Origin of the sequence: Paenibacillus sp. JNUCC32 (assembly GCF_014863545.1) — a bacterium.
Taxonomy (GTDB): Bacteria; Bacillota; Bacilli; order Paenibacillales; family Paenibacillaceae; genus Paenibacillus_AQ; species Paenibacillus_AQ lautus_A.
The window spans coordinates 964,746-989,494 of record NZ_CP062260.1; the positions used below are offsets into that span (position 1 = coordinate 964,746).

The window sequence follows — 24,749 nt, forward strand, 5'->3', positions numbered from 1 at the left end:
AAACTTGTTGTTAAACGAAAAGTAAAAGGGCGTCCTCAAAGTCTGCAGACCGCGAGAACGCCCTTATTGCATTATGGCTGAATCGTTACAGGTTGGCCGGTCTCGGCGGATTCATTGGCCGCCAGCGTCACTTCCAGCGTCTTGAAGCCGTCTTCGTAGGATGCCAGCACCAGGCTCGGGTCATTGCTCCGAATAGCGTCAATAAAGGCATTGGTAAGATTTTTGTAAAAGTCCGTCTTGCTGCGGTACACCACTTCCTTCTCCTTGTCTACGATGGAGAGCGTGGTTCCGTCCAGGACGACCCGGAAATCCCGGCCCATAATCTCGATGCCGCTGCGGTGATCGAACTGGATAAACCCGGTTTGCATATGGCCGACGGCTCCGGAATCCAGGACGAATTGGATGGCGCCCACATCCGGAATGTCCAGATCCGGGATGTCATTGACCAGCAGCAGTTTCATATCGGCATACAGGCGGGTGATGTCGCCGCACAGGTAACGGACCAAGTCCATGGTATGCGTGGATTGCTCAACCAGCTGCCCGCCGGACAATGCCTTTTTGCGCCACCATGGAGTCGGCACAGGCGTTGTGATGTAGTGGGCGCGGACCATGCCGATTTTTTTGTCCTTGAGAAAATCCTTGGCGATCGCCACCGTATCCAGGTACCGCAGGCAGTAACCGGAGGCGGCGATGATTCCGCTTTCAGCAATGACTTTGGCTTTATGGCGAACGGACTCGACGTCCAGTCCCAGCGGCTTCTCCACCATCAGGTGAATGCCCTTGGCAGCTGCCTGCTCTTCAATGTCGCCATGGCAGAAGGGCGGGATGCAGACATACAGCACATCGAGCGGCTCCTGCTCCAGCATCGTGCTGCCGTCCGTATAATAGGCCGCACCGTAAAGCTCGGCCTGCTGTTTGGCTAACGCTTCATTCGTATCGCATATCGCGGCCAGCTGGACATGTTCGTTCCCGTGAAGATTTTTAATGTGGACGGCGCCCATGCCGCCCGCTCCCATCACGCCTGCTTTAATCATAGATTGCTTCACTCCCGATCGTATAAATGTTGGCTCCAAGTTCCGGTAACTCGATTACTCACACGTGATTATAGCCCCGCCATCCATATTATTCAAGCATTCATTTGGGCCCGGATTCACGGATCCGCTATGAGAAAAAGCACAGAAGGCCTTCTCGTATACGACGAGAAAACGACTTCTGTGCCGGTTATCGAATCACAGCTCCGACATCGCGATCGTCCGCTTGTCCGCGGACGATCGGTAGGCGGCTACGGCCACGGCCAGCGCATGAAGCCCGTCCTCGCCGGTAACGGATGCCTCCGCGGCGCCGGAGGAGATGGCATCCACGAAATCCCTGATCAGGCTGGCATCCATGCTGTCACCCCAAGCCTGATGGCGGTATCCGGATTCATCGGTGTATACGTGCAGCTTCTGACTGGTGGCATTGACGCTAAGGGTCCCGGCGGAACCGACGATTTCCAAGGTGACGTCACCCCAGGTCGGGAACTCCTTGTTGCGGGACCAGCTGCAATCCAGCGTAGCAAATACGCCATTGTCGAATTCCATGGTCAGGATGCCGCTGTCATCAATCGGAGCTTCCGAGATGAGATGGTCGACCTCGGCGTACACTTCCTTGACCTCGGCACCGGTGATCCAGCGCATAATATCGGCGACGTGCACGGTATGGTCAATGACGGCTCCTCCGCCGGAGAGCTCCGGATCGATGAACCAACCGCCGGGATTGCGTCCGCGGTTGGTTCCCTTCATGGCCAGAATGCGGCCTAGTTTTCCCTCATCGATCATCTGCTTGGCCCGCACGACCGTCGTATTGTAACGCACCGGGAACGCCGTTTGCAGCAGCACGCCGTTTGCTTTGCAGGCATCAATCATGTCCTGTGCATCCTGTATGTTGGTCGAGAGCGGTTTTTCGCAGAGCACATGAACCCCGGCCGCAGCGGCGGCCAGCACGTGCTCCTTATGATGCGCGTTCTCGGACGTCACGATGACGCCGTCCAAGCCTTGGTCCAGCAGCTCGCGATAATCCCGATAATAGGCGGTTTCGAAATGCTCGGCGTATTTCCGGCCGCGCTCCTCTACAGGGTCGGCGATGCCGGCAAGCTCCACGCCTTCAATCCCGAGAAGGGCTTTGGCATAACTGAACGCATGCATATGCGCAAAGCTGATCACTCCCAATTTCATGGCTTTCTCTCCTTGTTTAGTGATATGAAAGTATATCCCGCAGAGGCTTGCCCTCCTTATCCAGCAACAAAATCTGCAGGATGCGGGCTCTCCAGATAATACATCGATCGCGTTTATTTCATGTCGAGGCGAGGGTAAGCGCAGCGTGCCCGACAACCACCGGCTCGCCTGCAGCCATGGAGGCTAAAGCGGCAAGTGCGATGCGAAGCGCTTCATATGCGTCTTCGGCGGAAACCAGCGGTTCGCTGCCGTCGCGGATGCACGACATAAAGTGTTCCAGTTCCCGGTAATAGGGACTTCGTTCAAGCGGACTTTCCGGAACGGCGACGCCGGGAATCGTCGCGGCACTGCTCCGCGATTTGAAGAGAAGCGGGCTGTCCTTGGCACTATCGTAGTCAATGATGCCGCCGGTGCCCGCCATCTCCAAATTCATGGAGAAGCCGTCATGGGCCCAGGTGCCCTCAACATGAGCGATGACGCCGCTGCGGAAGCGAAGGGTCACCAGCGAATAATCCAGCTGAGCCTGGAGGCGGCCGTTCAGCCCCTTGGCATAGACGCGCTCAACTTCTCCGAAGCACCAGCGCAGGTAATCAAAATCATGGATCATCGCATCCAGCGTAATGCCGCCGCTCGCTCCAAAATCGCTGTACCAATGGTTCCAGCCGATCGGATAACCGCCGCCGCGGCCAGCCCGGATGACGGCAGGCTTCCCGATGCTGCCTTGATCGAGCAGCGACTTGGCCTTCACGTATTCCGGGAAGAAGCGCAGCACATGACCGACAAACAAGCGCACGCCCTTATCACGGCAGTAGTTGATCATGAATCGCGCGTCTTCTTCGGTTCTAGCCAGCGGTTTCTCGCATATGACATGCTTGCCGATGTCCGCCGCTTTGACAACGTAGTCCTTGTGAAGCGGGGTTGGCAGGCAGACGTCGATGACATCAATCTGCCCTGCACCCAAATCCTCTACCGCCGCTTCGAACGAACGATAGGCGCCTGCTTCATATTCGTCCGCAAGCTGCCTCGCTTTCTCCAGCCGGATATCGGCGATGCCGGCAAGCTTCACTCCCGGCATCGAAGCATAGGCGGCGGCATGGGTTTTTCCCATGGCGCCTGCCCCAACGACTAACACGTGTAACATTTATCGTACACTCCTTTTTTACTTGGTGGGCTGATTCAGCCGTTATCCTTTGATCCCATTCATGGCTATGCCTTCAATGAAATACCGCTGAAGGAAGATGAACAGGATGATGATGGGAAGGGTGGCCATCAAGGCCCCGGCCATCAGCAGCGGATAATCGGTGGAATGCTGCCCCTGGAAGCTGGATATCCCGATCGAAAGGACGCGCATCTCCTCGGAGCTCGTCATAATGAGCGGCCACAGCAGATCGTTCCATGAAGCTAAGATGGTGAAAATCGCCAACGAGACGAGTGCGGCCTTGGATAACGGCAAGTAGATATTCCAGTAAATTCGGAAATAACTGCAGCCGTCGATTTTGGCAGCCTCCTCCAGATCCTTCGGCAGCGTCATGAAGAACTGTCTTAACAAGAACGTGCCGAAGGCGCTGAATATGCCGGGTACGATGAGCACGTAAAACGTGTCGAGCCAGTTGAACTCGCGCATGATGACAAAGCTCGGAATCATAACGACTTGGGAAGGTACCATCAATACGGCCAGGAGGGCGAGAAAAATGGCATTCTTGAACGGGAACCTCAAGCTGGCGAATGCGTAGGCTGCCAGCGAGCACAGAATGAGCTGGCCCGCGGTGCGACCCACCGTCACGATGACGGTGTTCAAATAATAAGTGCCGAAATCAATGGTTTGGATGACACGAAGGTAGTTGTCCGGATGCCATTCCACAGGCAGCCATTTCGGCGGAACGGACATGGAGTCGGCAAAGGACTTGAAGGATGTCGAGATCATCCACAGAAACGGCATGATCATGAGCAGCGCCCCGACGGCTAACAGGATGTGTACCGCCAGGCGGCTTGCTTTTTCAGCTTGGGTTGAAGTAGTCACGTCTACGCACCTCCTGTTATTGGTAATGGACCCAGCGCTTCTGAATGTACATCTGAACCATGGTGATGATCAGAATGACCACGAAGAGAATGAAGGCTTGCGCCGAAGCGTACCCCATGTTGAAGTATTTGAATCCGTCTTCCCAGATGCTGTATACCACCGTCCGGGTGGACTCGAGCATCGTGGTCTGCTGATCCATCATGATGAAGATCAGGTCGAACACCTGGAACGAATTGATGAAGGACATGACCAAAACAAAGAACAAACTGGGCGTGAGCAGAGGCAGCGTAATCCGGAAGAACTTATACAGCGTCCCCGCTCCGTCAAGCGAAGCCGCTTCATAGTAGCTGCCGGAGATGCCCTGCAGACCCGAGAGCAGAATGACGGCGTTATAACCGATGCTGCTCCACACGCTGACAAGCACGATGGAGAACAAGGCGAATTTCTCGTCAAACAGCCAGTTGGGCTGCGGCAGGTTCATGACGCCCAGCACATGGTTGATTAATCCGAATTCGGAATTGTACAACCATTTCCACACCATGCCGACCGCGATCGGCATGGTGATGACGGGAATGAAATAGAACGTGCGGTAGAAGACCATACCCTTGATCTTCTGGTTCAGCAGCACCGCCAGCACCGTTGCCAGTGCAACGGATAACGGTACCGTACCGATGGTATACAGCATCGTGTTCAGCATGGAGCCGGTGAATTTGTCGTCCTTCATCAAATTCGCGAAGTTATCGAGCCCGATGAATTGGGGGGCAGTCAATCCGTCCCAGGAAGTGAACGACAGAAACAGGGAGGCGGCGGAAGGTGCCATGTAGAACAGACCGAGGCCCAGAACGACAGGCAGAATGAAGATGTATCCCCACATGGCTTCGTGAAAGGCAAGTTTCCCGACCTTTCGCTTGGCCGTCGTTTCAGGAGGTTTCGTGGTCACAGTGATGGGAGAGCTCACAGGCTGCACCGTCCTTTCTTAGGTTCCGTATTGGAAGGGGCTGTTCGTTAATTGGTTTCCGTCGCAAGGATGGCATTCATCTGCTCACCCGCATTTTTCAACGCCTCTTCAAACGTTTTCTTGCCGAGGAAAGCGGCCTGGATTTCCTTCACTTCCGCGTCCTGCCACTCTGCGGTTTTTTGTGATACGGGATACGGGACGGCAAACTCCAGGCTGTCGACGAACACTTGCAGATCAAGCGAAGGAATGGATTTCAGCCATCCTCCCTCCGTGCCTTTGTAAGCAGGCATCGAGAAGCCCGAGTCGGCCAGCAATTCCTGTCCTTCCTTGCCGGATAGAATCTGAATCAATTCCCAGGACTCCTGCTCGACCTTGGTTTTGCCGTTGATGGCCCAGCTGAGCCCATGGACGATGGACGCCTTTTCCTTTCCGGCGGGCAGAACCGCGACGCCCAGCTTGTCGCCAAGCAGCTTGTGCAGTTCCGGAGAGTTGACGGAGATTCCCGGGAACATGGCGGCTTTGCCCGATCCGAACAGCTGGCGCGACTTGGTTTCAAGCTGCTGCTGCGCATTCGGAGAGTAGCCTTTTTCAATCAGGCTCTGCTGCCATTTGAATGCCGAAAGAGCTTCCGGCGTATCGTAACCGGACGTTTTTTTATCGTCGGATATCACGAATCCGCCGGCCTGGGCAATATAGTTGTAATAACCGATTTGACTGTCGATCGGCGTAATGTAGCCGTAGATTCCGTTCGATTTATCCGTCAGCTTGGCTGCGTTCTCTTCTACCGTTTCCCAGGTCCAGGTATCGTCCGGATAGGGCAGCCCGGCCTTGTCAAACAATTCTTTGTTGTAGAATAGTCCTACGGAATCCTGGAAGTAAGGAAGTCCGTGAAGCTTGCCTTGATAGGTATACATATCGACGAGCGCTTCGGTATAAACCGAGGTGTCGAGCCCGCTTTGCTCGATCAGGGGGGACAGGTCTTTGATCAGACCGGAGGAGGCATACGAGTGAAAGTTGGGTCCGTTCATCCAGTAGACGTCGGGACCGCTGTTGCCGGCGAGGCTGGTTTTCAGCTTGGTCCAATAATCCGCCCATGGGGTGTAGGTCACCTTCACCTGTACATTGGGGTGCTTCTCATTGAAAATTTTGATGGATTTGTCCAGCGTGTCCCGCACATTTTCGTCCCACAGGGCAACGTTGATGACCTTCTTGCCATTATCTCCTCCGGAGGCATTGCCGCCCCCGCAGGCGGACAGCAGGGCGGAGAACACGAACAGTATCGAAATCAGGACAGACATTCTTTTTTTCATCAAATAACCCTCCTTGAATTCACATGGTTTTTGATCAAGCGTTGATGGTCGTGTGGCTTGTTCGAAGTGAATCGATCCCCCAAAGCGCCCCCTTTGTGTTTGAGTATAAAAAGCGATAGTTATTCCAATTGTCGAAAAAAGTTAACATCCATATGCTATCTATCTTGACAGAATAACCAGCTTCTATTGCGAAAGATTATATAATTACCTTGTTTATTTTTCAAGATAGCGATTTCAAATCCTTTTAAATTCTTTTTTTCACAATATGAGAGAGTCATTATCAAATCTTACGCCGTATGTTATTTCGATGGATGGAATAAGTTTATATCCGCTTGTTGAAAATGTTATAGTGGTTCTAACCTCATTTTTCCGATACAGAAAGTCGCACTACAATGAAGAACCCATAGAAAGGTTGAACTTGCTTGAACAATATGAAAAAAGGCAATCACAAGCTGATCCAGGCGCTAAACCGGTCCAAGGTGCTGAACAAGATCCGTACGGAAGGCCCTATATCCAGAATCGAACTGGCCAAAAAAAACAAGCTGAGTCCCTCCACGGTGGCATCGGCCGTTCAAGAACTGATCAGGGAAGGCTACGTTTCGGAAATTGGAACAGGCTCCTCCAGCGGCGGTAGAAAACCCATACTGCTTAAATTCAATCCGGATAATCACTTCCTGTTAGCCGTAAGCATAACGAATTCGGTCATGATCCTGGCCCGGATGAATCTGGAGGCGAAGGTGCTCGCGAAGGAAACGCACCCTATAGCCGGACTCCAGGGAGAAGCGGTTATCGAACGGCTGCTGCAGCTGATGGATGATTTCATGGCAGGTCAAGAGGATCTGGAACGGTGCGTCGGTATTTCCATTAACGTGCCCGGCATTGTGAGCGACAGCCAGGGCGTCGTGCACTATAACACGAAACTGCGGATGACGAATGTTCCATTGAAACGGATATTTGAAGACCGCTACGGAATGCGGACCTGGGTTGAGAATGACATGAATTCCGTTGTGCTTGCCGAACGCCGGTTCGGCGATTACGCGTTCGCGAATCTGATCTATATATCCATCGGGGACGGGCTTGGTTCCGGTATATTGATTAACGATCATCTCCTAAGAGGCAAGCATGGCGGTGCCGGGGAGTTCGGGCATACGAGCGTGAATCGCAGCGGAATCCGCTGCGAATGCGGCAATGCAGGCTGCCTCGACAGCTATATCAGCTGGATTGCCGTGTATTCCCGCATTATTACGGCAATCGCAACGGGAAGGCCGACGCTGATCCAGGAGCTGAGCGGAGGGGATTACAGTAAAATTGTTCCGTCCGCATTCAAGGAAGCCCTTCGCAAGGGGGACAAGCTGGCAAGGGATCTGAATGAAGAAGTGGCCGAACACTTGGGGGCGGCCATCGTCAACCTGGTGAACATGTTTAATCCCGAGGCGTTGATATTAGGCGGGGATTTGGCGCATGGTAATCCGGAATTGCTGGACATGGTCAGCGCATATATCGACCGGCATGCGATGCCGATTCTGAAGGATGACATGGTTTTCGGCTTGGCTTCCCTGGGCGAGGAGGACAAGCTGATGGGTGCGGCTTCGGTCCTGCTGCAGGACCTGCTGGGCTTCTCTTTGATGGAATAATGGATTTGACAACGTTTCCATCTGCACGTTATCTTTGGTTAAATGCATAAGCAGAAAGGGGAGAAGATGCTTGGAGAAGTATATTCTGGCGCTTGACCAAGGAACGACAAGCTCGCGCGCGATCCTGTTTAACCGCGAAGGGCAAATCGTTCACTCCGCTCAAAGGGAATTTCCGCAGTATTTTCCGAAGCCCGGTTGGGTGGAGCAGAATGCCAACGAAATATGGGGCTCGATTCTGGCGGTCATTGCGACTTGCTTATCCGAAGCGGGCGTGAAGACGGAGCAGATTGCCGGCATCGGAATTACGAATCAGCGGGAGACCGCGGTGGTATGGGACCGCAAGAGCGGTGAACCGATCTATCCCGCCATCGTATGGCAATCTCGCCAGACGGCCGGCATATGCGAGGAGCTCATTGCAGCAGGCCATGACGCCACGGTTAGGGAGAAGACGGGACTTCTGATCGATCCCTATTTCTCGGGAACGAAGATCAAATGGATCCTCGATCATGTGGACGGTGCGCGCGAACGGGCCAAGCGAGGAGAGATTATATTCGGGACCATCGACACCTGGCTGATCTGGAAGCTGTCGGGCGGCCAGGTGCATGTAACCGATTATTCCAACGCATCGCGTACGATGCTCTATAACATCCACGAATTGAAATGGGATGAGGAGCTGCTGCAGCTGCTGGACATCCCCAAGGGCATGCTGCCTGAGGTCAGGCCGTCATCCGAAATATATTCCAATACGGCATCCTATCACTTCTTCGGGCGAGAGGTTCCGATTGCCGGAGCGGCCGGCGATCAGCAAGCGGCGCTGTTCGGCCAGACCTGCTTCTCCGAAGGCATGGTGAAGACGACCTACGGAACAGGCAGCTTTATGCTGATGAATACCGGCGATAAGCCGGTTCAATCCGAGCATGGGCTGATCACCACGATCGCCTGGGGCCTGGATGGCCGCGTACAATACGCGCTTGAGGGCAGCGTCTTCGTGGCGGGCTCCGCGATACAGTGGCTGCGCGACGGGCTTCGAATGTTCCGCGAAGCCAAGGACAGCGAGCCCTATGCAAGACGGGTCCAATCCACCGAAGGCGTCTATGTGGTGCCGGCTTTTGTCGGTCTTGGCAGTCCGTATTGGAACAGCGATGTGCGGGGGGCGGTCTTCGGCCTGACGCGAGGCACTTCGAAGGAGCATTTCATCCGTGCAACCCTCGAGTCGCTTGCATATCAAACGCGCGATGTGCTCTCCGTGATGGAAGAGGATTCGGGCTTTCATATCGAATCCCTGCGGGTGGATGGAGGAGCGGTGTCCAACACCTTTCTTATGGAATTCCAAAGCGACATCCTGAACGTCCCGGTGGAAGTGCCGGACATTACGGAGACAACGGCGCTCGGTGCAGCTTACCTGGCAGGGCTCGCAGTCGGCTTCTGGAAGGATCAGGAGGAGATATGCAGCAAGTGGAGCATGGGGCAAAGCTTCAAACCAACCATGGAGGAAAGCGCAAGGGAGCAATTATACAGCGGCTGGAAAAAAGCCGTTTATGCGGCAATGGCTTTTCATTAGCATTTTATATGGTATAATGATCAATAAGTGAATAGATGTCTGGAGACTTGGAGAGACCACTAGGCGCGGATACCTCATGTTATGGGGTTGTTACCGCGTGTTTCGTGGTCTCTTTTTTGCTGTCTTTTTTCATGGGAAAGGTAACGATAGATAAAAACAGGGTAAAGCATACTGGGAGGGATTCAATGTGGAGCAGTCACAGTCGTTTTCAAGTTTGGACCGCGGGCATCGATTTCAAAGAATAGCAGAGGACACCTACGATCTGATCGTGATCGGCGGCGGAATCACCGGAGCGGGGATTGCACTGGATGCGGTCACGCGCGGCATGTCGGTGCTGCTGGTGGAAATGCAGGATTTTGCCGCGGGAACGAGCAGCCGTTCCACCAAGCTGGTGCATGGCGGGCTGCGGTATTTGAAGCAGTTTGAAGTCGGCATGGTGGCCGAGGTAGGCAAAGAACGGGCCGTGGTGTACGAGAACGGGCCGCACGTAACGACCCCGGAATGGATGCTGCTGCCGATACACCAGGGCGGCACCTTCGGGAAGTTTAGCACCTCCATCGGTTTGATGGTGTATGATTTCCTGGCCGGCGTGAAGCGGGGAGAACGGCGATCCATGCTGTCCGCCTTCGAGACGTTAAAGCGGGAGCCGCTTCTGAAGCAGGAGGGCCTGAAGGGCGGCGGCTATTACGTGGAATACCGGACGGACGACGCCAGGCTGACGCTGGAGGTCATGAAGGAGGCGGCCGCCAGAGGGGCGGTTCTGTTTAACTACGCCAAGGCGGAGTCGCTGAATTATGATGCGAATGGGCGGATTACCGGGGTTACGGTAAGGGATATGCTCGGCGGCGCTGTGAAGTCCGTCTCCGGCACCAAAATCGTAAATGCGGCCGGGCCTTGGGTGGACCAAGTGCGCGAAATGGATAAGTCCAGGAAGGGAAAAATGCTTCAGCTGACCAAAGGGGTTCATCTGGTCATCGACCAATCCAGGTTCCCGCTTCGCCAGGCGGTCTACTTCGATACGCCCGACGGCAGGATGGTGTTTGCCATTCCCCGGGACGGGAAAACCTATGTCGGCACAACCGACACGGTTTATAAGGCGGATCCCGTACGTCCCTTGATCACGGTGGAAGACCGGGATTATATTTTGAAGGCCATCCATTACATGTTTCCGGGCGTAAAGCTAAGTCCGGCAGACGTTGAATCGGGATGGGCCGGGGTCCGGCCCCTGATTCTGGAGGAAGGCAAGAGCCCGTCCGAAATTTCCCGCAAGGATGAAATTTGGGAATCCCCCTCCGGCCTGATCACCATTGCGGGAGGGAAGCTGACCGGGTATCGGAAAATGGCGGACACCGTCGTTGACCTGGTAGCGAAACGGATTCAAGAAAGCGGCGGGAAGGCATATGGCGCCAGCGTAACGAAAAATCTGCCGATTTCCGGCGGTCAGGTTGGCGGTTCCAGCCAATTCCCGGATTTTGTCCGCAAGCAGACGGAGATCGGCGCGGCGCAAGGAATTGACCGTAAGCTTGCCGAGCACTGGGCGCGAATGTACGGCTCAAACGCAGCGGAATTGTTCCGCTTGGCCAAGGAAGGCTCCGATCAGGCGGAGGCATCGGCGCTTCCGGTGTCGGTATTGGTTCCGCTGATGTATGCCATTGAGCATGAGATGGCATCGAAGCCGGCCGACTTTTTTATCCGCCGCACGGGGTCTCTCTTGTTTCATATCGACTGGACGAGAAAATGGAAGGTGCCCGTGATCAATTATATGGCTACCGTACTGGGCTGGAGCGAACAGCAGAGAACCGAGTACACCAGGGAACTGGATGAGGAGCTGGCTTCGGCCGCGCAGCCGGCCGCTAACGAACCGCCGGCCCAGGCACCGATTCCGCCAAACGCTCCAAAGGCCAAACTTTCGTCTTAACCGGCCGGCCGTGAGAGGGGGGATGGGTCAGCCCATCTACCCCGAACATATAGAAGTAAGGGCACTGGTATGATAATCTATATACGTTCACACTTGAGAGGAGAGATCACCCGATGAACCACAAAGCGTATGAAGGATCGTATCAGGGAGAGCGTGCGGTTTGGCTCCAGCATGGCCCTTATGAAGCGGCGATATTGCCTGAAATCGGAGGCAATCTCATCGCTTTCAGGGATAACGTAAGCGGTTACCGGTTCCTGCGCGAGCCGGAAGAGAACGAAATGGAAGCGTTCAAAGCCAGTCCGGGCGTTCACGGCATTCCTGTTCTGTTTCCGCCTAACCGATATGAGGACGGACGGTTTCCTTGGAACGGACAAACCTATCAATTCCCGGTAAATGAAGAAGAGACGGGCAATCACCTCCATGGTTTTTTACATACGACCCCTTGGAGTGTCGAGGATTATGGCAGCAGCGAGACCGAGAGTTATGTGGTGGTCTCCGTCACGGTTGACGAGCATCATCCGGTGTACGCCATGCTTCCGCATCGCTTCACCTTCCGGCTTCGCTACACGCTGAATCAGGACGGCTTGGCCCAGCATGTGTTTATACGGAATCAGGGTACCAGCAGCATGCCGTGCCTGCTAGCCTTCCATACGGCGATCAATGCTCCCTATGCCCCGGAAAGCACGGCGGATGATTGCGTCGTGAGAATCACCATTGGCGAGCGGTGGGAGATGAGCGACCGGATGCTGCCGACCGGCAAGTTCCAAGCGCTGACGGCAGAGGAAAAGCTGCTTCGCACGAGCGGCGTGAATCCCTATTTCGATTCGATGGACAACCATTATACGGCCGTTCCGCAAAACGGCAGAAACCGCATGGAGCTGACGGATACCAAGCTAGGCAAAACATTCGTTTACGATGTCGGCAACTCGTATAAGCAGTGGATGGTATGGAACAGCAAAGCGTCCCGCAAATTTTTCTGTCCTGAACCGCAGATCAACCTGGTTAATGCACCGAACACGGACTTGCCTGCGGACGAGATCGGTTTGTTCGGTTTGGCGCCGGGCGAGATTTGGGAGGCAAGCTCCCGTTTGTATCTTAAGAATTAGGGGAAGGACCCCTTCCTTAAAAAAGCGTATGGATGGAAGCACCCGAAACGACAGGGGTGTTAACGATCCATACGCTTTATGTTTGTATGATGCCTTGTTCAACCGCCTGTCGAAGACAAGGAAGCCGGCCCGTGTTTGCGTCGGCGGCTGCGCCTCATCCGATCCGGGATGACGAAGAAGGCGAGATGCATGAGGATAAACAGCGATAGCGCGATAAGTTCTTCTACAACAATATAAACGGGATGCGGCCCCAGCAGATCGAGCAGCGAAGCCGTATCCGGCTTGCGCATCAGGAACATATAGTTCGAACCGACAGCGAGGTTGACCAGACCGACTAAAAGTGCGGACACGTTAAGAAAGACCATCGTCCAGGCGATGGATTTCCAGGTGGGACGGTACCCCCGAACCCATGTCATATACAATGCCGTCATGATGATCGCGATATGGACAACAAAGAAATGAAAGAACCGGAAGTGCGGAAAAGGGTATCCCAAATTAGGGGTTAATACAGCTTGCAGGGCTCCCCCGATTCCCGCAAAGTAAACCAGCGGGTATAAGCGGCGTTTATCCGTAAGCAGGATGGCGATGGAGAGAAACAGGGTCAGACTGCACAACTCCAAGGGAAGCGAAGTGGCTGGATCCCATATTCCCGTTGACACATACCAGACATGAAGGGAAGCTTCTGGCAACGCAAGGGCAGCGAGCAGGCCCCATCTTACGGTCTTTTGCAGAGAAGGCTTGGAGGCGATGGCAGTCCTGAACAGGTACAGCAGCAGGCCAAGGATGATGCATATGCCAATGGTTATCCAATGTTCAACGGAAAAGGCAGCAAACGCTTCCGGGTATTGCGGATCAAAATAGGATTCGATGCATGACCACTCCTTTTTGAATGTACATAAGATTTTATTCGATATTACCATAATGTGGGTTATTCATATATACCCGAAGCGCGTTGGGGAAGGAAATCGTCCGCGTCGCTAACGTATCTATGTAGAACAGACGCCAAGAACAAAAAGGCTGCTAAAATCATGCCAACGCAAGAAGATCCCGCCTCCGAATGTAACGGATACGGGATCTTCTCTTGTCCTGCGCCAGATTCAAGGTATACGCCGCTGCTCGCTCAAACCGGCTGTTTGACTTCAGCAACCAGGCGCTTCAGCGATTCCTGCTTCCATCTGGGAATGCGAAGATGTTTAGCGGAAGGCGCCTTTTCCCCGAAATAAACGATGCCTTGCTCTACCGTAGTTATTTTGTCTACGTTGACGTAGCAGTTGCCGCCGACATGATAGAACTGTTTACCGGACAGCAGGGATGCGATTTTTTCGGCAGTCATTCTCTTTTTAATATTATAGTTCCTGCCGTGAAAGCTGACCAAACCGTGCGATCCGGTTTTAAAGAACAGAATGTCTGTCTCCACCACGAAGTCCTCATACATGTTGCGGGATTCCGATACGTGCTTCATCATTCTGCTTCCCCCTTTTCCAAGATCAACATTTGATAACGCTTACATTCTAACATGTTTTGCTTGGGGTTTAAAGAACTTTTTATTTTGCATGAAAAAAAAGCCCCGTACCGCGAGGGTAGGGGCTTTGCCTGGTGTTCAAGGCGCAGCAGGTGTTAAGGTGTCTCTGTAGCATCAGCCGGAGCTTCTGCTGGAGCTTCAGCAGGAGCTTCTTCCAGGGTATTCGTGATGGTAGCTTTATCCTTCAGCTCTTGAATGTAGGCTGTGGATTCGGCATAGACCTTCTGGTTCTCAAGCTGGCTGCGGATTTCTTCCTTCTTGTCTTCCAAGGTAGGATTCGTTGCTTCCTTACGATCGGTAACCTTGATGATGTGGTATCCGAAGGAGCTCTTCACCGGTTCGCTGATTTCATCTTTCTTCAGTTTGAACGCCGCTTCTTCAAATGCGGGGTCCATTTCGCCGCGTCCGAAGAAATTCAGGTCGCCGCCGGTATCCTTGGTTGCATCCTGGTTTTTCTCTTTAGCAATCGTTGCGAAGTCAGCGCCTTCCTTCAGCTGCTTCACGATGGCTTCGGCTTCTTCCTTGGTCTCAACGAGGATGTGGGAAGCGCGAACCTGCTCAGGCGTTGCGAAGCTTTCTTTGTTTTGGTCATACACTTCTTTGACTTCTTCGTCGGTTACCTTGATTTTGTCGGCCATCAGCTTTTTAAGCTCAACCTGGGTTTTGGTCTGCTCCTTCAGGTTGTCGAGCGTCATGCCGTTTTGCTGCAGAGCCATATTGAATTGTTCCTCGGAAGGGAAGGAGGCCTTCAGCGCATCCACTTCTTTATTCACATCGGCATCGGTCACCGTAATGGACTTGTTCTTCAGTTCCTGCTGGATCAATTCCTCTGTGATCATGGAATTCAGCGTTTGTTTGCCGCCTACGCTGACAAGCTCATCGTACAGATTATCCTTGGTAATGTTAACGTCGTTGACTTTAGCTATAGCTTCATTGCCGGATCCCTTGGCAAACGGAGGTACGATCAGGACGACGATTAAGGCAGCCGCCAAAACCAGCGACGCGATCATCCAACCTTTGCTTCCGTTGCCGCCGCCATCTGCAGGTGGCTGTTCATCGTAATGCGGTTGATCTCCCGAATGCATAACGGCTGGGTGTTCGTTCTCATCCTTGTACAGCTCGTCGGACTCCGGATAGGTGGAATCTATTCTTTCTTCTTCATGAGGCAAGCCGCCTTGATCTTGTTGGTTATTCTCTTTCTCTTGGGCTTGTCCCTGATCATCCTCGGGCTGTCCCGGATGGTTTGGCTGCAAATCGTTATCTTTCATGTAATGATTGACTCCCTTCGACTGCATATAATAATGAGTTGTTCATTCTTTTATCACTTTACCAGATAAGCCTATGGTTTACCTTAAGAAAAAATAAAAATTGAAAATATAAACGGAAAAGTGGTTCCTGCCTACAGAATCAGCATTCCCGCCACGCCGCAAAGAATCCCAAGCAGGACGACGGAGGCAGTAACAAACCACAAAACTCTTTTAGGGAATGAACGCCTCACCATAAGCAGAGACGGAAGACTGACAGCCGGCAGCGTCAGAAGCAGCGCCGCGGCCGGACCCGCCCCCAGGCCCGCTGCCATAAAGGCCTGGATGATCGGGATTTCCGCCGCGGTCGGAATGACGAACAGCATTCCCATCACGGAGAAGAAGATGACGGCCAAGAGCGTGTTCCCCGCTGCCGCTCCCAAATGCGGGAACATCCATGCCTGCATGGCGCCAAGGAGCAGAACGGCTATAAAGTAAGCCGGGACCACCCGAACCAGCATCTGCCCGATGCTGGTTAACCAGCGTTTCCACAGCGGACGCTCATCGGTTTGATCCGTGCTCTGAGGCGCATCGATCTCCACGGGATCCGCTTCCTTGGCGAAGCGGTTTGCCAGGTAGCTGACGCCGAAAGTTAGCAGGATGCCGAAGATCAATCGCAGCACGGTGAATTTCCATGATAAAACAAACGTCATGAATACGAGCGTTGCCGGATTGATGGTTGGATTGCCGATCCAGAACGCGAGAGCAGAGCCGACCGACACCTTTTTCTTGCGCAGACCGATCGCGATCGGTGCGGCGCAGCAGGAGCACATCATGCCCGGAATGGAGGCGATTCCTCCAATCGCCGTGCTGCCGAAGGTCGTTTTGCCAAGGACCCGAAGCAGCCATTGGGATGGCAGCAGCGACTGGACCAGAGTCCCGAGCAGAATGCCGAGCACCGCCGCTTTCCAAACCGCTTTAAAATAGGTGAGCGCATAATTCCAGGCTGCCTGCCAAGAAGGGGCGGCATCGGCCGGATCCATGCCTAATATGGAAGAGCCGATGCTGTGTTCCATAATAGCTTTGAGCGCTTTATCGTAGTAAGGCCACCACTTCACATAGGTAAGGCCTGTTGCTGCTATGATGATGAAGATGGTGATGAGCCAGACGGTTCTTCTGCGATCCGTATGATTCAAGGCCCTTCCACCGTCGCTTGAGTGATTCATAATCTGTACTCCCCCGATGTATCGTGAAATTATTTACATATCCAATCAAATAGTATATCACATTGCCGGCAGATTGCAGAAAGATATTCCCGGTAATTGCAAGAAATAGGAAGACCGTTAGACTTGAAGCAGCCGATTCCATATAATATAGATATTGTGTGCTTGAACAAGTGTTAGCTAAACGGATGAATATCAGATGATCCCCGGTGTAGATGAGACGTTATCCAAGCATCCACGCCGGGGTTGTTGCATGTGCTTTGCCTAAAATCACTCTTAAGACGAAGGGAAGATCCGTGATGAGTCAATCGGACAAAATAAAACTAACCTCGTATTCCTCCAAAGGTGGCTGCGGCTGCAAGATCGGACCTGCCGATCTGGCGCAGGTCATCCGCAAGCTTCCGCAAGCCGAGCCGAATCCTAATTTATTGGTTGGTCTGGATACCAGCGATGATGCGGGCGTATACCGTCTCACGGATGATCTGGCCATGGTGCAGACCGTCGATTTCTTTACGCCGATCGTGGATGACCCTTATGATTTCGGTCAGGTGGCCGCGGCGAATGCCATCAGCGATATCTATGCCATGGGCGGCAAACCGCTGACCGCCTTGAATATCGTAGCATTCCCGATTTCGACGCTGGACAAGCAGGTCTTGACGGATATTTTGAGAGGTGCAGGAGATAAATTGAAGGAAGCGGGGGTTACCCTGGTTGGCGGACACTCCATCGATGACAAAGAGCCGAAGTTCGGCCTTGCCGTAACGGGGACCGTTCACCCGGACCGGGTAAGAACCAATGCCGGAGCCAAGCCGGGCGATGCCTTGATTCTTACGAAGCCGATTGGCGTGGGCATCCTGACGAGCTCCATTAAGAAGGATCTGTTAACTGAAGATGAGATTCGCCGCGTTACCGCCGTCATGGCGGCACTGAACAAAACGGCTGCCGAGACGATGGAGCCTTACGATGTGCATGCCTGCACCGACGTGACGGGGTTCGGTCTCCTTGGCCATGCACTCGAAATGGCCAAAGGCAGCGGCACGGGCATCCGGATTTCAAAGCCTTCCGTTCCCGTTCTGGAACGGGTTCGGGAAATGGCCGACGGGGGCGTCATTCCGGGCGGCACCAAAAACAATTATGAACACGTGAAAAACGACGTGGATTTCCCGGATAGCATGGACCAGATCGATAAATGGATATTGTGCGATGCCGTGACGTCAGGGGGACTCCTCATTGCCGTTGACGGCTCGCAGGCCGAACCATTACTGGCAGAGCTTCGCCAAGCCGGGCTGGAAGCCGGCAGAATCGGAGAAGTCGTACATGACCATCCGAATCGCATTGTCGTTGAGGCGTAACATGAGCCGGGTTTTGTTTGTGTAACCATAAAGGAGCGAACAGACATGTTTCAAGACATCACCGTAAAAGAATTATTGGAACTGCAAAACAGCAAGAAGATTACTTTGATTGATGTCCGTTCCCCTTCGGAATACAAGGACTCCACCATTCCGGGGAGTCTGAACATTCCGGTCTTCAATGATGAAGAACGGGCGGAGATCGGGACGATTTACAAGCAGGTGAGCGTGGATGCGGCCAAAGAGCGGGGGCTCGCCATCATGTCGGCCAAGCTACCCAGCTTCGTGAAGCAGTTCAAAGAGATCGAAGGAGATAAGGCGGTCTATTGCTGGCGCGGCGGCATGCGCAGCCGAACGGCTGCAACGGTGCTGTCCCTGATGGATATCCATGTCAATCGGATTACGGGCGGGATTAAGGCTTACCGGAAGTATGTGCTGGATACGCTTGAGCAGAAGAGTCTGGATGCGGAAGCGTTTGTCCTTCACGGATTGACGGGTACGGGCAAGACGGCAGTGCTAAGGCAGCTTCAGCAGGAAGGCTACCCCGTCGTGGACCTGGAAGGGCTCGCAGGCCACCGCGGCTCGATCTTCGGGCATATCGGACTGCCGTCCAACAATCAGAAGACTTTCGATGCGGAGTTGGTTGAACGGCTGAAGCAATTGGAAAATTCGCCTTATTTGTTATTTGAGGCCGAGAGCAAACGGATCGGCAAAATCGTCGTTCCCGATTTCCTGATGAAGAAGAAGGAGTCGGGGGCAGCCATCGTATTGGAATTGCCGATGGCGGAGCGTGTTCGCCAGATACTGGAGGATTACAACCCTGCGGCTTATAAAGAGCAATATTTGGCGGCCTTTCAATTAATCAAGAACCGAATCCACACTCCGATCGCCGCGGAAATTGGCAAGTCTTTGGAGGAGGGAAGGTATGCTCAGGGAATACAGCTGCTGCTTGAGCATTATTATGATCCCAAATATAATTACTCCTTCAGTCAATATGAGGACAACGCTCCTATCGTTGTAGCGGTAGATCGGGTAGAAGAAGCGGTGGATGCCGTAAAAGACATACTGCGAAGCCGAATGCTGCACAAGACAGGCGCGTAAATGCCAGGATCGGTTGAGTGCGTAACGAGAAGGAGTTCCACTATGTCTTCTCTTTATTTTGCGATCCGGTCCTGATTCGAATAGAACGATAGATCGCCCCTTAAGCATTAGCAGATACGAAGGTATCGCTTTTGCTTGAGGGGCGATTTTGCTTTTGAATATGAAATGCTCTTAGAGTGACGATAGAGCTTCCGAGATAGGCGTTTCGCCTGAAATCAGGTCGAAGGAACGCCGGAAGGTATGTTCTTCGTCCAGCGCAAACATGATCGTTTTCGCCACATCCTCGCGCGGAATCGAGCCGCCCTTGATATTCTCCGCAGCCGTAATGCGGCCGGTACCAGGCTCATTCAAAAGTCCTCCCGGACGAATGATCGTATAGGAGAGGCTGCTGTGACGAAGCATTCGATCCGCGTAATGCTTGGCGGCATAATACGGTTTGATGTCCCCGTTCCAAGATTCTCGATGATGGGCCCCAATCGCGCTAACCATCACAAAGCGCGGGACCTTCGCCTCTTCGGCAGCTTCCACCATCTTGACGGCTCCGTCCAGATCGATCAGCAGCGTTTTGTCGTATCCGGTAGCTCCGCCAGAACCAGCCGCGAATACCACTGCCTGGCAATCTCGTGCTGCTTCCGCCAGTTCCTTGACCGATCCTTCCAAATTCGCGATTACGCACTCTATTCCCGCTTCTCGATAATAGGCTGCCTGCTCCTCCCTCCGAACCATGGCTTTTACGCTATAGGCATCATGCTCATGCAGGAGAAATGTAAGCTGTTTGCCAATCTGGCCGTTCGCGCCGGCCACTAGGACCTTCATCATGACATGCTCCTTTTCTTTTGGGTATATATTCTCGTAAAGAGTAATCCCTGCGATTTTGACATAGACTACGGGATATTTGGCATGTAATCCCTTTGGGACTTTCCTTTATGACAGGAAAATGATATTATCTTGTTTTCACCAAATCGCACGGTTTCGAAACAAGGTCAAAGGAGAACAGAGAGTTGAGCGGAGAGAAGATATACCCTGCTTCAGGAAGACAACGCTGGATATTCCTCATTTCGATGATCAGCTTCATCGGATTTGTCATTCTGGCGGCGCTGGTAAAGCGGGAAAGCCTGGCAGCGCTTGATTTGGCGATCATTACGACGGTACAAGCCCTTGAACATCCGCTGCTTACGGATATTGCCATCGGGCTGTCATTCATAGGCTCCATCGGACCGGTGATCGTGTTAAGCCTGATCGTGATCGCCGTGCTATATTGGATTCTGGGCCACCGCAAGGAGATTCTTCTCCTTATTGTGGTCGTCTTCGGTTCATCTATTCTGAATTTATTATTAAAATGGGTGTTTCAACGTGCAAGGCCGGACATCAACCGCCTGATCGAAATAACGGGATACAGCTATCCCAGCGGCCATTCGATGGGAGCCTTCTCGTTCTACAGCGTGCTCGCTTACTTGTTGTGGAGACATATTGACAGCAGAGCGGGGAGAGGGACGTTGATTGCCGTTTCCATCGCGATGATTCTAAGCATCGGACTTAGTCGGATCTATCTCGGCGTCCATTACCCGAGCGACATCGTTGGCGGATACCTGGCTTCTTGCGCTTGGCTTGGGTTCATGATCCGATCTTACGAGAAAAGGATGGGGAAGCGGGCCAACCCGGATGATGTCAATGAAGAGACTGCATAACATTGGAAGCGTAAGGGTAATTCATGTAATAGCGGTTCAAACGGAGGAGTATGTATCATGGTGTGTAGGCATAGACGTGAAATTGGGTTGCGTAAGGAGGGCTGTCCGTGGCGTTTGGAGCAAGAATGTTCAAAACCGGCCTAGCCGTGACGCTGGCTCTTTATTTAGCCATGCTGTTTGACTTTAAATCACCTGTCGTAGCCGCCATCGCCGCGATTTTCGCGATGCAGCCATCGATATACAGGTCGTGGAGATATTTTCTGGACCAGCTGCAGACCAGTACGCTCGGTGCGATTCTGGCCATGCTCGGAGGGTATTTTTTATCGAATCAACCGATTTCCGTCGGTTTGGTCTGTATTCTAGTGATCATGATTTGCATGAAGCTGAAAATGGGCGAGACCATCGGACTTACGCTTGTTACGGTCATATCCGTGATGGAAGCTTCCGGACAATGGGACTTTGCCCTCAATCGCTTTATTCTGACGATTATCGGCATCATATCTGCATTCCTCATCAATATTCTTGTGTTTCCACCGAAACCGAAGGAACAGTACATCACGCGGATTCATATTGTATTTGGCAAAATGTCGCTGCTGCTGCGCACGGCGATCTCCCATGAAATGAAGGATTCGGTCTACCGTGCGGAGAAGAAAGAACTGGAATCGGCCATCAAATCGTTGTCCGACAAATACAATTTGTTTGAGGAAGAGCAGAAGAAGCTGAAGCGGGCGAAATACAGTCAAGCAAGACAGCTCGTGGTGTATAAGCAGCTGCTCCAATCCCTTCGCAAGGGGTATGAAGTGCTGGATGCGGTGGAGAACCACTATTTCCAGGCGGATCGATCCGATGAAATCGACGAACAGTTTGATCACAATCTGGAGCGGTTAATGAAGTACCATGAGCATATTTTGTGGAAATTCGAAGATAAACTTAAGCCGAACGAGGATGAGGCCGAGACCATGGCGGAGAACAATGAAGCTTTCATGGAGCAGGTGATGTGCGGGCCCGGCTCAAATCCCGGCGGACTTCGGCTGGCGGTGGTCGCCGCCTCCATGTACGACTACGGCTATCAGCTTGACCGGTTGAATCGGGTGGCGGATCAAATCAGCCGAGTCGTGGATGATAAGGAGCAAGAGGATGCCATGTTCTCGTGGCTGCGAAAATAAGGGAGCTCGCCATGAGGATGCCGATCAAGATTTCACATTTGATCGGCTGTTTTTATACAACTCAGCAAGCAGCAAGTTTGGCATTTGAGGCTCGGGAATGGTATGGTATATGAACATAAAAAAAACCGCCCCGGCGGGTCGGTTACTGAAATTCCATGTTGAATTATGTACGGCAGCTTGCTATAATTAACAATGCTTTGTCATTAAATTATTGATATGTGGTTAGAATATCACAATTGTATTTTATCACGATTAACTAACGCTGTCAACCGGTATATTAGGGGGATGAACAAATGGCTATCAGCGATCAAGATTGGAAAGAGGAACAGGCGCGGGTAACGGAAGTAACAGCAAAAATCGGAAATAAAATATCCCAGCTGGAAGCGAGCGTCGGCGATATCCGTGAAGTCGTCATTGACATGCGGAAGGACTTCTGGGACGAAGTTACGGTAAACTTCAGCAACCCGGACGATTTGGGCGAAACGTCCACCAACCTGAGACAGCAGTCGCAGGTGCTCGCCGAACGCGAGCATGCTCATCTGCAGTCCAGCAAGCTGCTTAAAAAGTACAGGAAGCTGGTGGAATCCCCATACTTCGGACGCATTGACTTTCAGGAGGATGGAACTGCGGAGACCGAAACCATTTATTTGGGAACAGGTTCTTTTTTGGACGAAAAGATGGAGACGTTTCTGGTTTACGACTGGCGCGCACCCATCTCTAGCCTGTATTACGACGGTGCGCCGGGCCCTGCCCAATATGAGACGCCTTCGGGTACGGTCAAGGGCGAAATGCTGCTTAAGCGCCAATTCGTCATCCATAACGGCGAGATCAAGGTGCTGTTCGATACCGGCGTGACCATCGGAGATGAACTGCTGCAGCAGGTGCTCAGCCATAGCGCGGATGACCGCATGAAGAGTATCGTGGCTACGATTCAGAAGGAACAGAACGCGGTCATCCGAAATGACAAAACCCGCATGCTGATCGTGCAGGGGGCTGCCGGAAGCGGAAAGACCTCGGCTGCACTGCAAAGGGTGGCTTATCTGCTGTACAAGTACCGGGAGACGCTCCGGGCCGACCAGATGATCCTGTTCTCCCCGAATCCGCTGTTCAACAGCTATGTGTCCACGGTGCTTCCCGAGCTCGGCGAGGACAATATGCAGCAGACGACCTTCCAGTCCTATCTGGAGCACCGGCTCGGTAAGGAGTTCGATCTCGAAGACGTGTTCACGCAAATGGAAACCCTGTTGAATGCGGATGATTCGCCGCGTTACCGGGCACGCTTGGAGAGCATATCGTATAAATCCTCGGGGGCTTATCTGGACACCATCAGACGATACAAGGAGCTGCTGGAAAAGGGAGGCATGCTCTTTAAGCCGGTCGTATTCCAGGGGAAGGTGATTGTCAGCTCGGAGGAGATGGCATCGCAGTTCTATGGCTATGATTCGGCGGTTAAGCTTGCTGGCCGCATTGATCTGATGAAGGAATGGATGCTTAAGCGCCTGTCGGAGTTTGCCCAGACCGAGAAAGATGCCCCGTGGGTAGAGGAGCAGATCCAGCTGCTGGATACGGAAGATTACCAACGGGCCTTTCAAACGATGAGACGCAAGCAAAACCGGAAGGCAGACACGTTTGACGATTTCGATAAGGAAAAAGACGTCCTTGCGAAAATGGTGGTCAGCAGCCGGCTCAAGCCGCTTCGACGTTGGATCAAGCGGTTCCGGTATGTGGACGTCAAGGGTATGTACCGTAAATTGTACACGGACGAATCCTTATTCCGCCGGGCGGCGGGAAATTTGGAGACGCTCCCTGAACATTGGGATGAAATATGCAATCTTACCGTTGCGTCCCTGGACGACAAAGCATTGCTTTACGAAGACGCCACGCCGTTTCTCTATTTGAAGGAACTGCTGCAAGGGTTCCGTACGAATACGTCGATACGCCATGTCATTGTCGATGAAGTTCAGGATTATTCCGCATTTCAGCTGGAGTTCCTGAAGCGTTTGTTCCCGCGGGCCAAAATGACGGTGCTGGGGGACCTCAACCAAGCCATTTATGCTCATGGAGAGGCACTCGGAAGCTTGGAGAATCTGGTGAGTCTGTATGGCGAAGAGGATACGGAGGTCATTAATCTGACCCAAAGCTACCGGTCGACGTATGAAATCGTTAACTTCACGCGACAAATGATACCGGGCGGGGAGCGGATCGTTCCTTTCAACCGGCAAGGCGAAGCTCCTCGAGTCGTTCGGGTGAACGATGAAGAAGAACTTCATGGCGCGATCGTATCCGATATCCGCGAGCTTCATGAGCAGGGATTCCAATACGTTGCGGTGATCTGCCGGACAGAAGAGGAGAGCAGGCGCGTACATCAGCAGCTGTCGGCGGATATCTCCGCCCGCTTAATCACCAAAACCACGCCGGCCTTTGAAAAGGGAACGCTGGTGGTTCCCGCCTACTTGGCCAAAGGCGTGGAGTTTGACGCGGTGATTATCTATAACGGCGCCGAGGACGTGTACCACCGGGAAAGCGATCGTAAGCTGTTCTACACGGCATGTACGCGTGCCATGCATAAACTGCATGTCTATCATATCGGGGAGAAGAGTCACTTTATCTCCGATCAAGCTTAAAGGAAAAAGGTCTGCCTGAGCCCGTCTCAGGCGGGCCTCTTTTTGCATGATGACTATATGAAAGTCAAACCCGTTTTCATAGCGGAGGTAAAAAATGGAATGTAGTATTGTA

20 protein-coding genes are annotated in these 24,749 nt (G+C 52.9%); 9 read left to right on the top strand and 11 right to left on the bottom strand.

The features are described 5' to 3' along the window. Window positions 1-71: 71 nt before the first annotated feature. The 6 genes from JNUCC32_RS04425 to JNUCC32_RS04450 form a co-directional block, all read right to left on the bottom strand. Window positions 72-1,034, bottom strand: coding sequence for a Gfo/Idh/MocA family protein (locus JNUCC32_RS04425; protein WP_009590016.1), 963 nt, complete (start codon window positions 1,032-1,034; stop codon window positions 72-74). Window positions 1,035-1,229: 195 nt separating this feature from the next. Beyond that, window positions 1,230-2,213, bottom strand: coding sequence for a Gfo/Idh/MocA family protein (locus JNUCC32_RS04430; protein ID WP_096776756.1), 984 nt, complete (start codon window positions 2,211-2,213; stop codon window positions 1,230-1,232). A 118-nt stretch (window positions 2,214-2,331) separates the two neighbouring features. After that, window positions 2,332-3,354, bottom strand: coding sequence for a Gfo/Idh/MocA family protein (locus JNUCC32_RS04435; RefSeq protein ID WP_192571230.1), 1,023 nt, complete (start codon window positions 3,352-3,354; stop codon window positions 2,332-2,334). Window positions 3,355-3,396: 42 nt separating this feature from the next. Beyond that, window positions 3,397-4,233, bottom strand: coding sequence for a carbohydrate ABC transporter permease (locus JNUCC32_RS04440; RefSeq protein ID WP_009589889.1), 837 nt, complete (start codon window positions 4,231-4,233; stop codon window positions 3,397-3,399). 16 nt (window positions 4,234-4,249) lie between these two features. After that, window positions 4,250-5,191, bottom strand: a complete 942-nt coding sequence (locus JNUCC32_RS04445) for a carbohydrate ABC transporter permease (protein ID WP_090908115.1) — start codon at window positions 5,189-5,191, stop codon at window positions 4,250-4,252. A gap of 47 nt (window positions 5,192-5,238) precedes the next feature. Then, window positions 5,239-6,501, bottom strand: a complete 1,263-nt coding sequence (locus tag JNUCC32_RS04450) for an ABC transporter substrate-binding protein (protein ID WP_192571231.1) — start codon at window positions 6,499-6,501, stop codon at window positions 5,239-5,241. A 431-nt stretch (window positions 6,502-6,932) separates the two neighbouring features. Here JNUCC32_RS04450 and JNUCC32_RS04455 point away from each other — a divergent pair, with 431 nt between their 5' ends. The 4 genes from JNUCC32_RS04455 to JNUCC32_RS04470 all read left to right on the top strand — a co-directional run bounded on the left by JNUCC32_RS04455 (window position 6,933) and on the right by JNUCC32_RS04470 (window position 12,720). After that, a complete protein-coding gene (locus JNUCC32_RS04455) occupies window positions 6,933-8,135 on the top strand; it encodes an ROK family transcriptional regulator (RefSeq protein ID WP_228468974.1) in 1,203 nt (400 codons plus the stop codon). Between the two features lie 70 nt (window positions 8,136-8,205). Further along, window positions 8,206-9,696 (top strand): glycerol kinase GlpK, encoded by a 1,491-nt coding sequence (gene glpK / locus JNUCC32_RS04460; RefSeq protein ID WP_192571233.1) that lies wholly within the window; start codon window positions 8,206-8,208, stop codon window positions 9,694-9,696. Between the two features lie 187 nt (window positions 9,697-9,883). After that, window positions 9,884-11,614 carry a glycerol-3-phosphate dehydrogenase/oxidase gene (locus JNUCC32_RS04465; RefSeq protein ID WP_192571234.1) on the top strand — a complete coding sequence of 577 codons (1,731 nt, stop codon included), beginning with the start codon at window positions 9,884-9,886 and terminating at the stop codon, window positions 11,612-11,614. A 113-nt stretch (window positions 11,615-11,727) separates the two neighbouring features. Beyond that, on the top strand, window positions 11,728-12,720 hold the full coding sequence (locus JNUCC32_RS04470) for an aldose 1-epimerase (RefSeq protein WP_192571235.1): 993 nt from the start codon (window positions 11,728-11,730) through the stop codon (window positions 12,718-12,720). 98 nt (window positions 12,721-12,818) lie between these two features. On the opposite strand, the gene JNUCC32_RS04475 is transcribed toward JNUCC32_RS04470, so the two are convergent. The 4 genes from JNUCC32_RS04475 to JNUCC32_RS04490 all read right to left on the bottom strand — a co-directional run bounded on the left by JNUCC32_RS04475 (window position 12,819) and on the right by JNUCC32_RS04490 (window position 16,712). After that, window positions 12,819-13,640, bottom strand: a complete 822-nt coding sequence (locus tag JNUCC32_RS04475) for a YwaF family protein (protein ID WP_192571236.1) — start codon at window positions 13,638-13,640, stop codon at window positions 12,819-12,821. 200 nt (window positions 13,641-13,840) lie between these two features. After that, window positions 13,841-14,185: a LytTR family transcriptional regulator DNA-binding domain-containing protein gene (locus tag JNUCC32_RS04480; protein WP_009590070.1), complete on the bottom strand. Its 345-nt coding sequence runs from the start codon at window positions 14,183-14,185 to the stop codon at window positions 13,841-13,843. Window positions 14,186-14,337: 152 nt separating this feature from the next. After that, entirely contained in the window at window positions 14,338-15,510 is a 1,173-nt protein-coding gene (locus JNUCC32_RS04485; protein ID WP_015736408.1) for a peptidyl-prolyl cis-trans isomerase, read from the bottom strand. Between the two features lie 131 nt (window positions 15,511-15,641). Further along, entirely contained in the window at window positions 15,642-16,712 is a 1,071-nt protein-coding gene (locus JNUCC32_RS04490; protein ID WP_192571237.1) for a permease, read from the bottom strand. Between the two features lie 296 nt (window positions 16,713-17,008). On the opposite strand from JNUCC32_RS04490, the gene selD reads away from it, so the two are divergent. Together selD and mnmH are read left to right on the top strand one after the other, a co-directional pair. After that, window positions 17,009-18,061, top strand: coding sequence for a selenide, water dikinase SelD (gene selD, locus JNUCC32_RS04495; protein ID WP_192571238.1), 1,053 nt, complete (start codon window positions 17,009-17,011; stop codon window positions 18,059-18,061). Between the two features lie 45 nt (window positions 18,062-18,106). Continuing rightward, window positions 18,107-19,159 (top strand): tRNA 2-selenouridine(34) synthase MnmH, encoded by a 1,053-nt coding sequence (gene mnmH / locus JNUCC32_RS04500; protein ID WP_096776746.1) that lies wholly within the window; start codon window positions 18,107-18,109, stop codon window positions 19,157-19,159. 171 nt (window positions 19,160-19,330) lie between these two features. Here the strand turns inward: mnmH and JNUCC32_RS04505 are convergent, their stop codons facing one another. After that, window positions 19,331-19,975 (bottom strand): SDR family oxidoreductase, encoded by a 645-nt coding sequence (locus tag JNUCC32_RS04505; protein WP_192572595.1) that lies wholly within the window; start codon window positions 19,973-19,975, stop codon window positions 19,331-19,333. Window positions 19,976-20,160: 185 nt separating this feature from the next. Between JNUCC32_RS04505 and JNUCC32_RS04510 the strand changes: the two genes are divergently transcribed. The 3 genes from JNUCC32_RS04510 (at window position 20,161) to helD (ending at window position 24,637) form a co-directional block, all read left to right on the top strand. Further along, window positions 20,161-20,847 carry a phosphatase PAP2 family protein gene (locus JNUCC32_RS04510; protein ID WP_192571239.1) on the top strand — a complete coding sequence of 229 codons (687 nt, stop codon included), beginning with the start codon at window positions 20,161-20,163 and terminating at the stop codon, window positions 20,845-20,847. Window positions 20,848-20,954: 107 nt separating this feature from the next. Further along, the gene (locus tag JNUCC32_RS04515) at window positions 20,955-22,013 is read left to right on the top strand and encodes an FUSC family protein (RefSeq protein ID WP_015736402.1); all 1,059 of its coding nucleotides are present in this window, start codon (window positions 20,955-20,957) and stop codon (window positions 22,011-22,013) included. A 293-nt stretch (window positions 22,014-22,306) separates the two neighbouring features. Next, the gene (helD, locus tag JNUCC32_RS04520) at window positions 22,307-24,637 is read left to right on the top strand and encodes an RNA polymerase recycling motor HelD (RefSeq protein WP_192571240.1); all 2,331 of its coding nucleotides are present in this window, start codon (window positions 22,307-22,309) and stop codon (window positions 24,635-24,637) included. Window positions 24,638-24,749 lie beyond the last annotated feature (112 nt).

Excerpts from the sequence above, each read along its gene's own strand:
- JNUCC32_RS04505 (WP_192572595.1), bottom strand. The coding sequence starts at position 19,975 with ATGAAGGTCCTAGTGGCCGGCGCGAACGGCCAGATTGGCAAACAGCTT.
- JNUCC32_RS04475 (WP_192571236.1), bottom strand. The coding sequence starts at position 13,640 with ATGGTAATATCGAATAAAATCTTATGTACATTCAAAAAGGAGTGGTCA.
- JNUCC32_RS04425 (WP_009590016.1), bottom strand. The coding sequence starts at position 1,034 with ATGATTAAAGCAGGCGTGATGGGAGCGGGCGGCATGGGCGCCGTCCAC.
- JNUCC32_RS04435 (WP_192571230.1), bottom strand. The coding sequence starts at position 3,354 with ATGTTACACGTGTTAGTCGTTGGGGCAGGCGCCATGGGAAAAACCCAT.
- selD (WP_192571238.1), top strand. The coding sequence starts at position 17,009 with ATGAGTCAATCGGACAAAATAAAACTAACCTCGTATTCCTCCAAAGGT.
- JNUCC32_RS04450 (WP_192571231.1), bottom strand. The coding sequence starts at position 6,501 with ATGAAAAAAAGAATGTCTGTCCTGATTTCGATACTGTTCGTGTTCTCC.
- JNUCC32_RS04455 (WP_228468974.1), top strand. The coding sequence starts at position 6,933 with ATGAAAAAAGGCAATCACAAGCTGATCCAGGCGCTAAACCGGTCCAAG.
- JNUCC32_RS04485 (WP_015736408.1), bottom strand. The coding sequence starts at position 15,510 with ATGAAAGATAACGATTTGCAGCCAAACCATCCGGGACAGCCCGAGGAT.
- JNUCC32_RS04480 (WP_009590070.1), bottom strand. The coding sequence starts at position 14,185 with ATGATGAAGCACGTATCGGAATCCCGCAACATGTATGAGGACTTCGTG.
- JNUCC32_RS04490 (WP_192571237.1), bottom strand. The coding sequence starts at position 16,712 with ATGAATCACTCAAGCGACGGTGGAAGGGCCTTGAATCATACGGATCGC.
- helD (WP_192571240.1), top strand. The coding sequence starts at position 22,307 with ATGGCTATCAGCGATCAAGATTGGAAAGAGGAACAGGCGCGGGTAACG.
- JNUCC32_RS04470 (WP_192571235.1), top strand. The coding sequence starts at position 11,728 with ATGAACCACAAAGCGTATGAAGGATCGTATCAGGGAGAGCGTGCGGTT.
- JNUCC32_RS04430 (WP_096776756.1), bottom strand. The coding sequence starts at position 2,213 with ATGAAATTGGGAGTGATCAGCTTTGCGCATATGCATGCGTTCAGTTAT.
- mnmH (WP_096776746.1), top strand. The coding sequence starts at position 18,107 with ATGTTTCAAGACATCACCGTAAAAGAATTATTGGAACTGCAAAACAGC.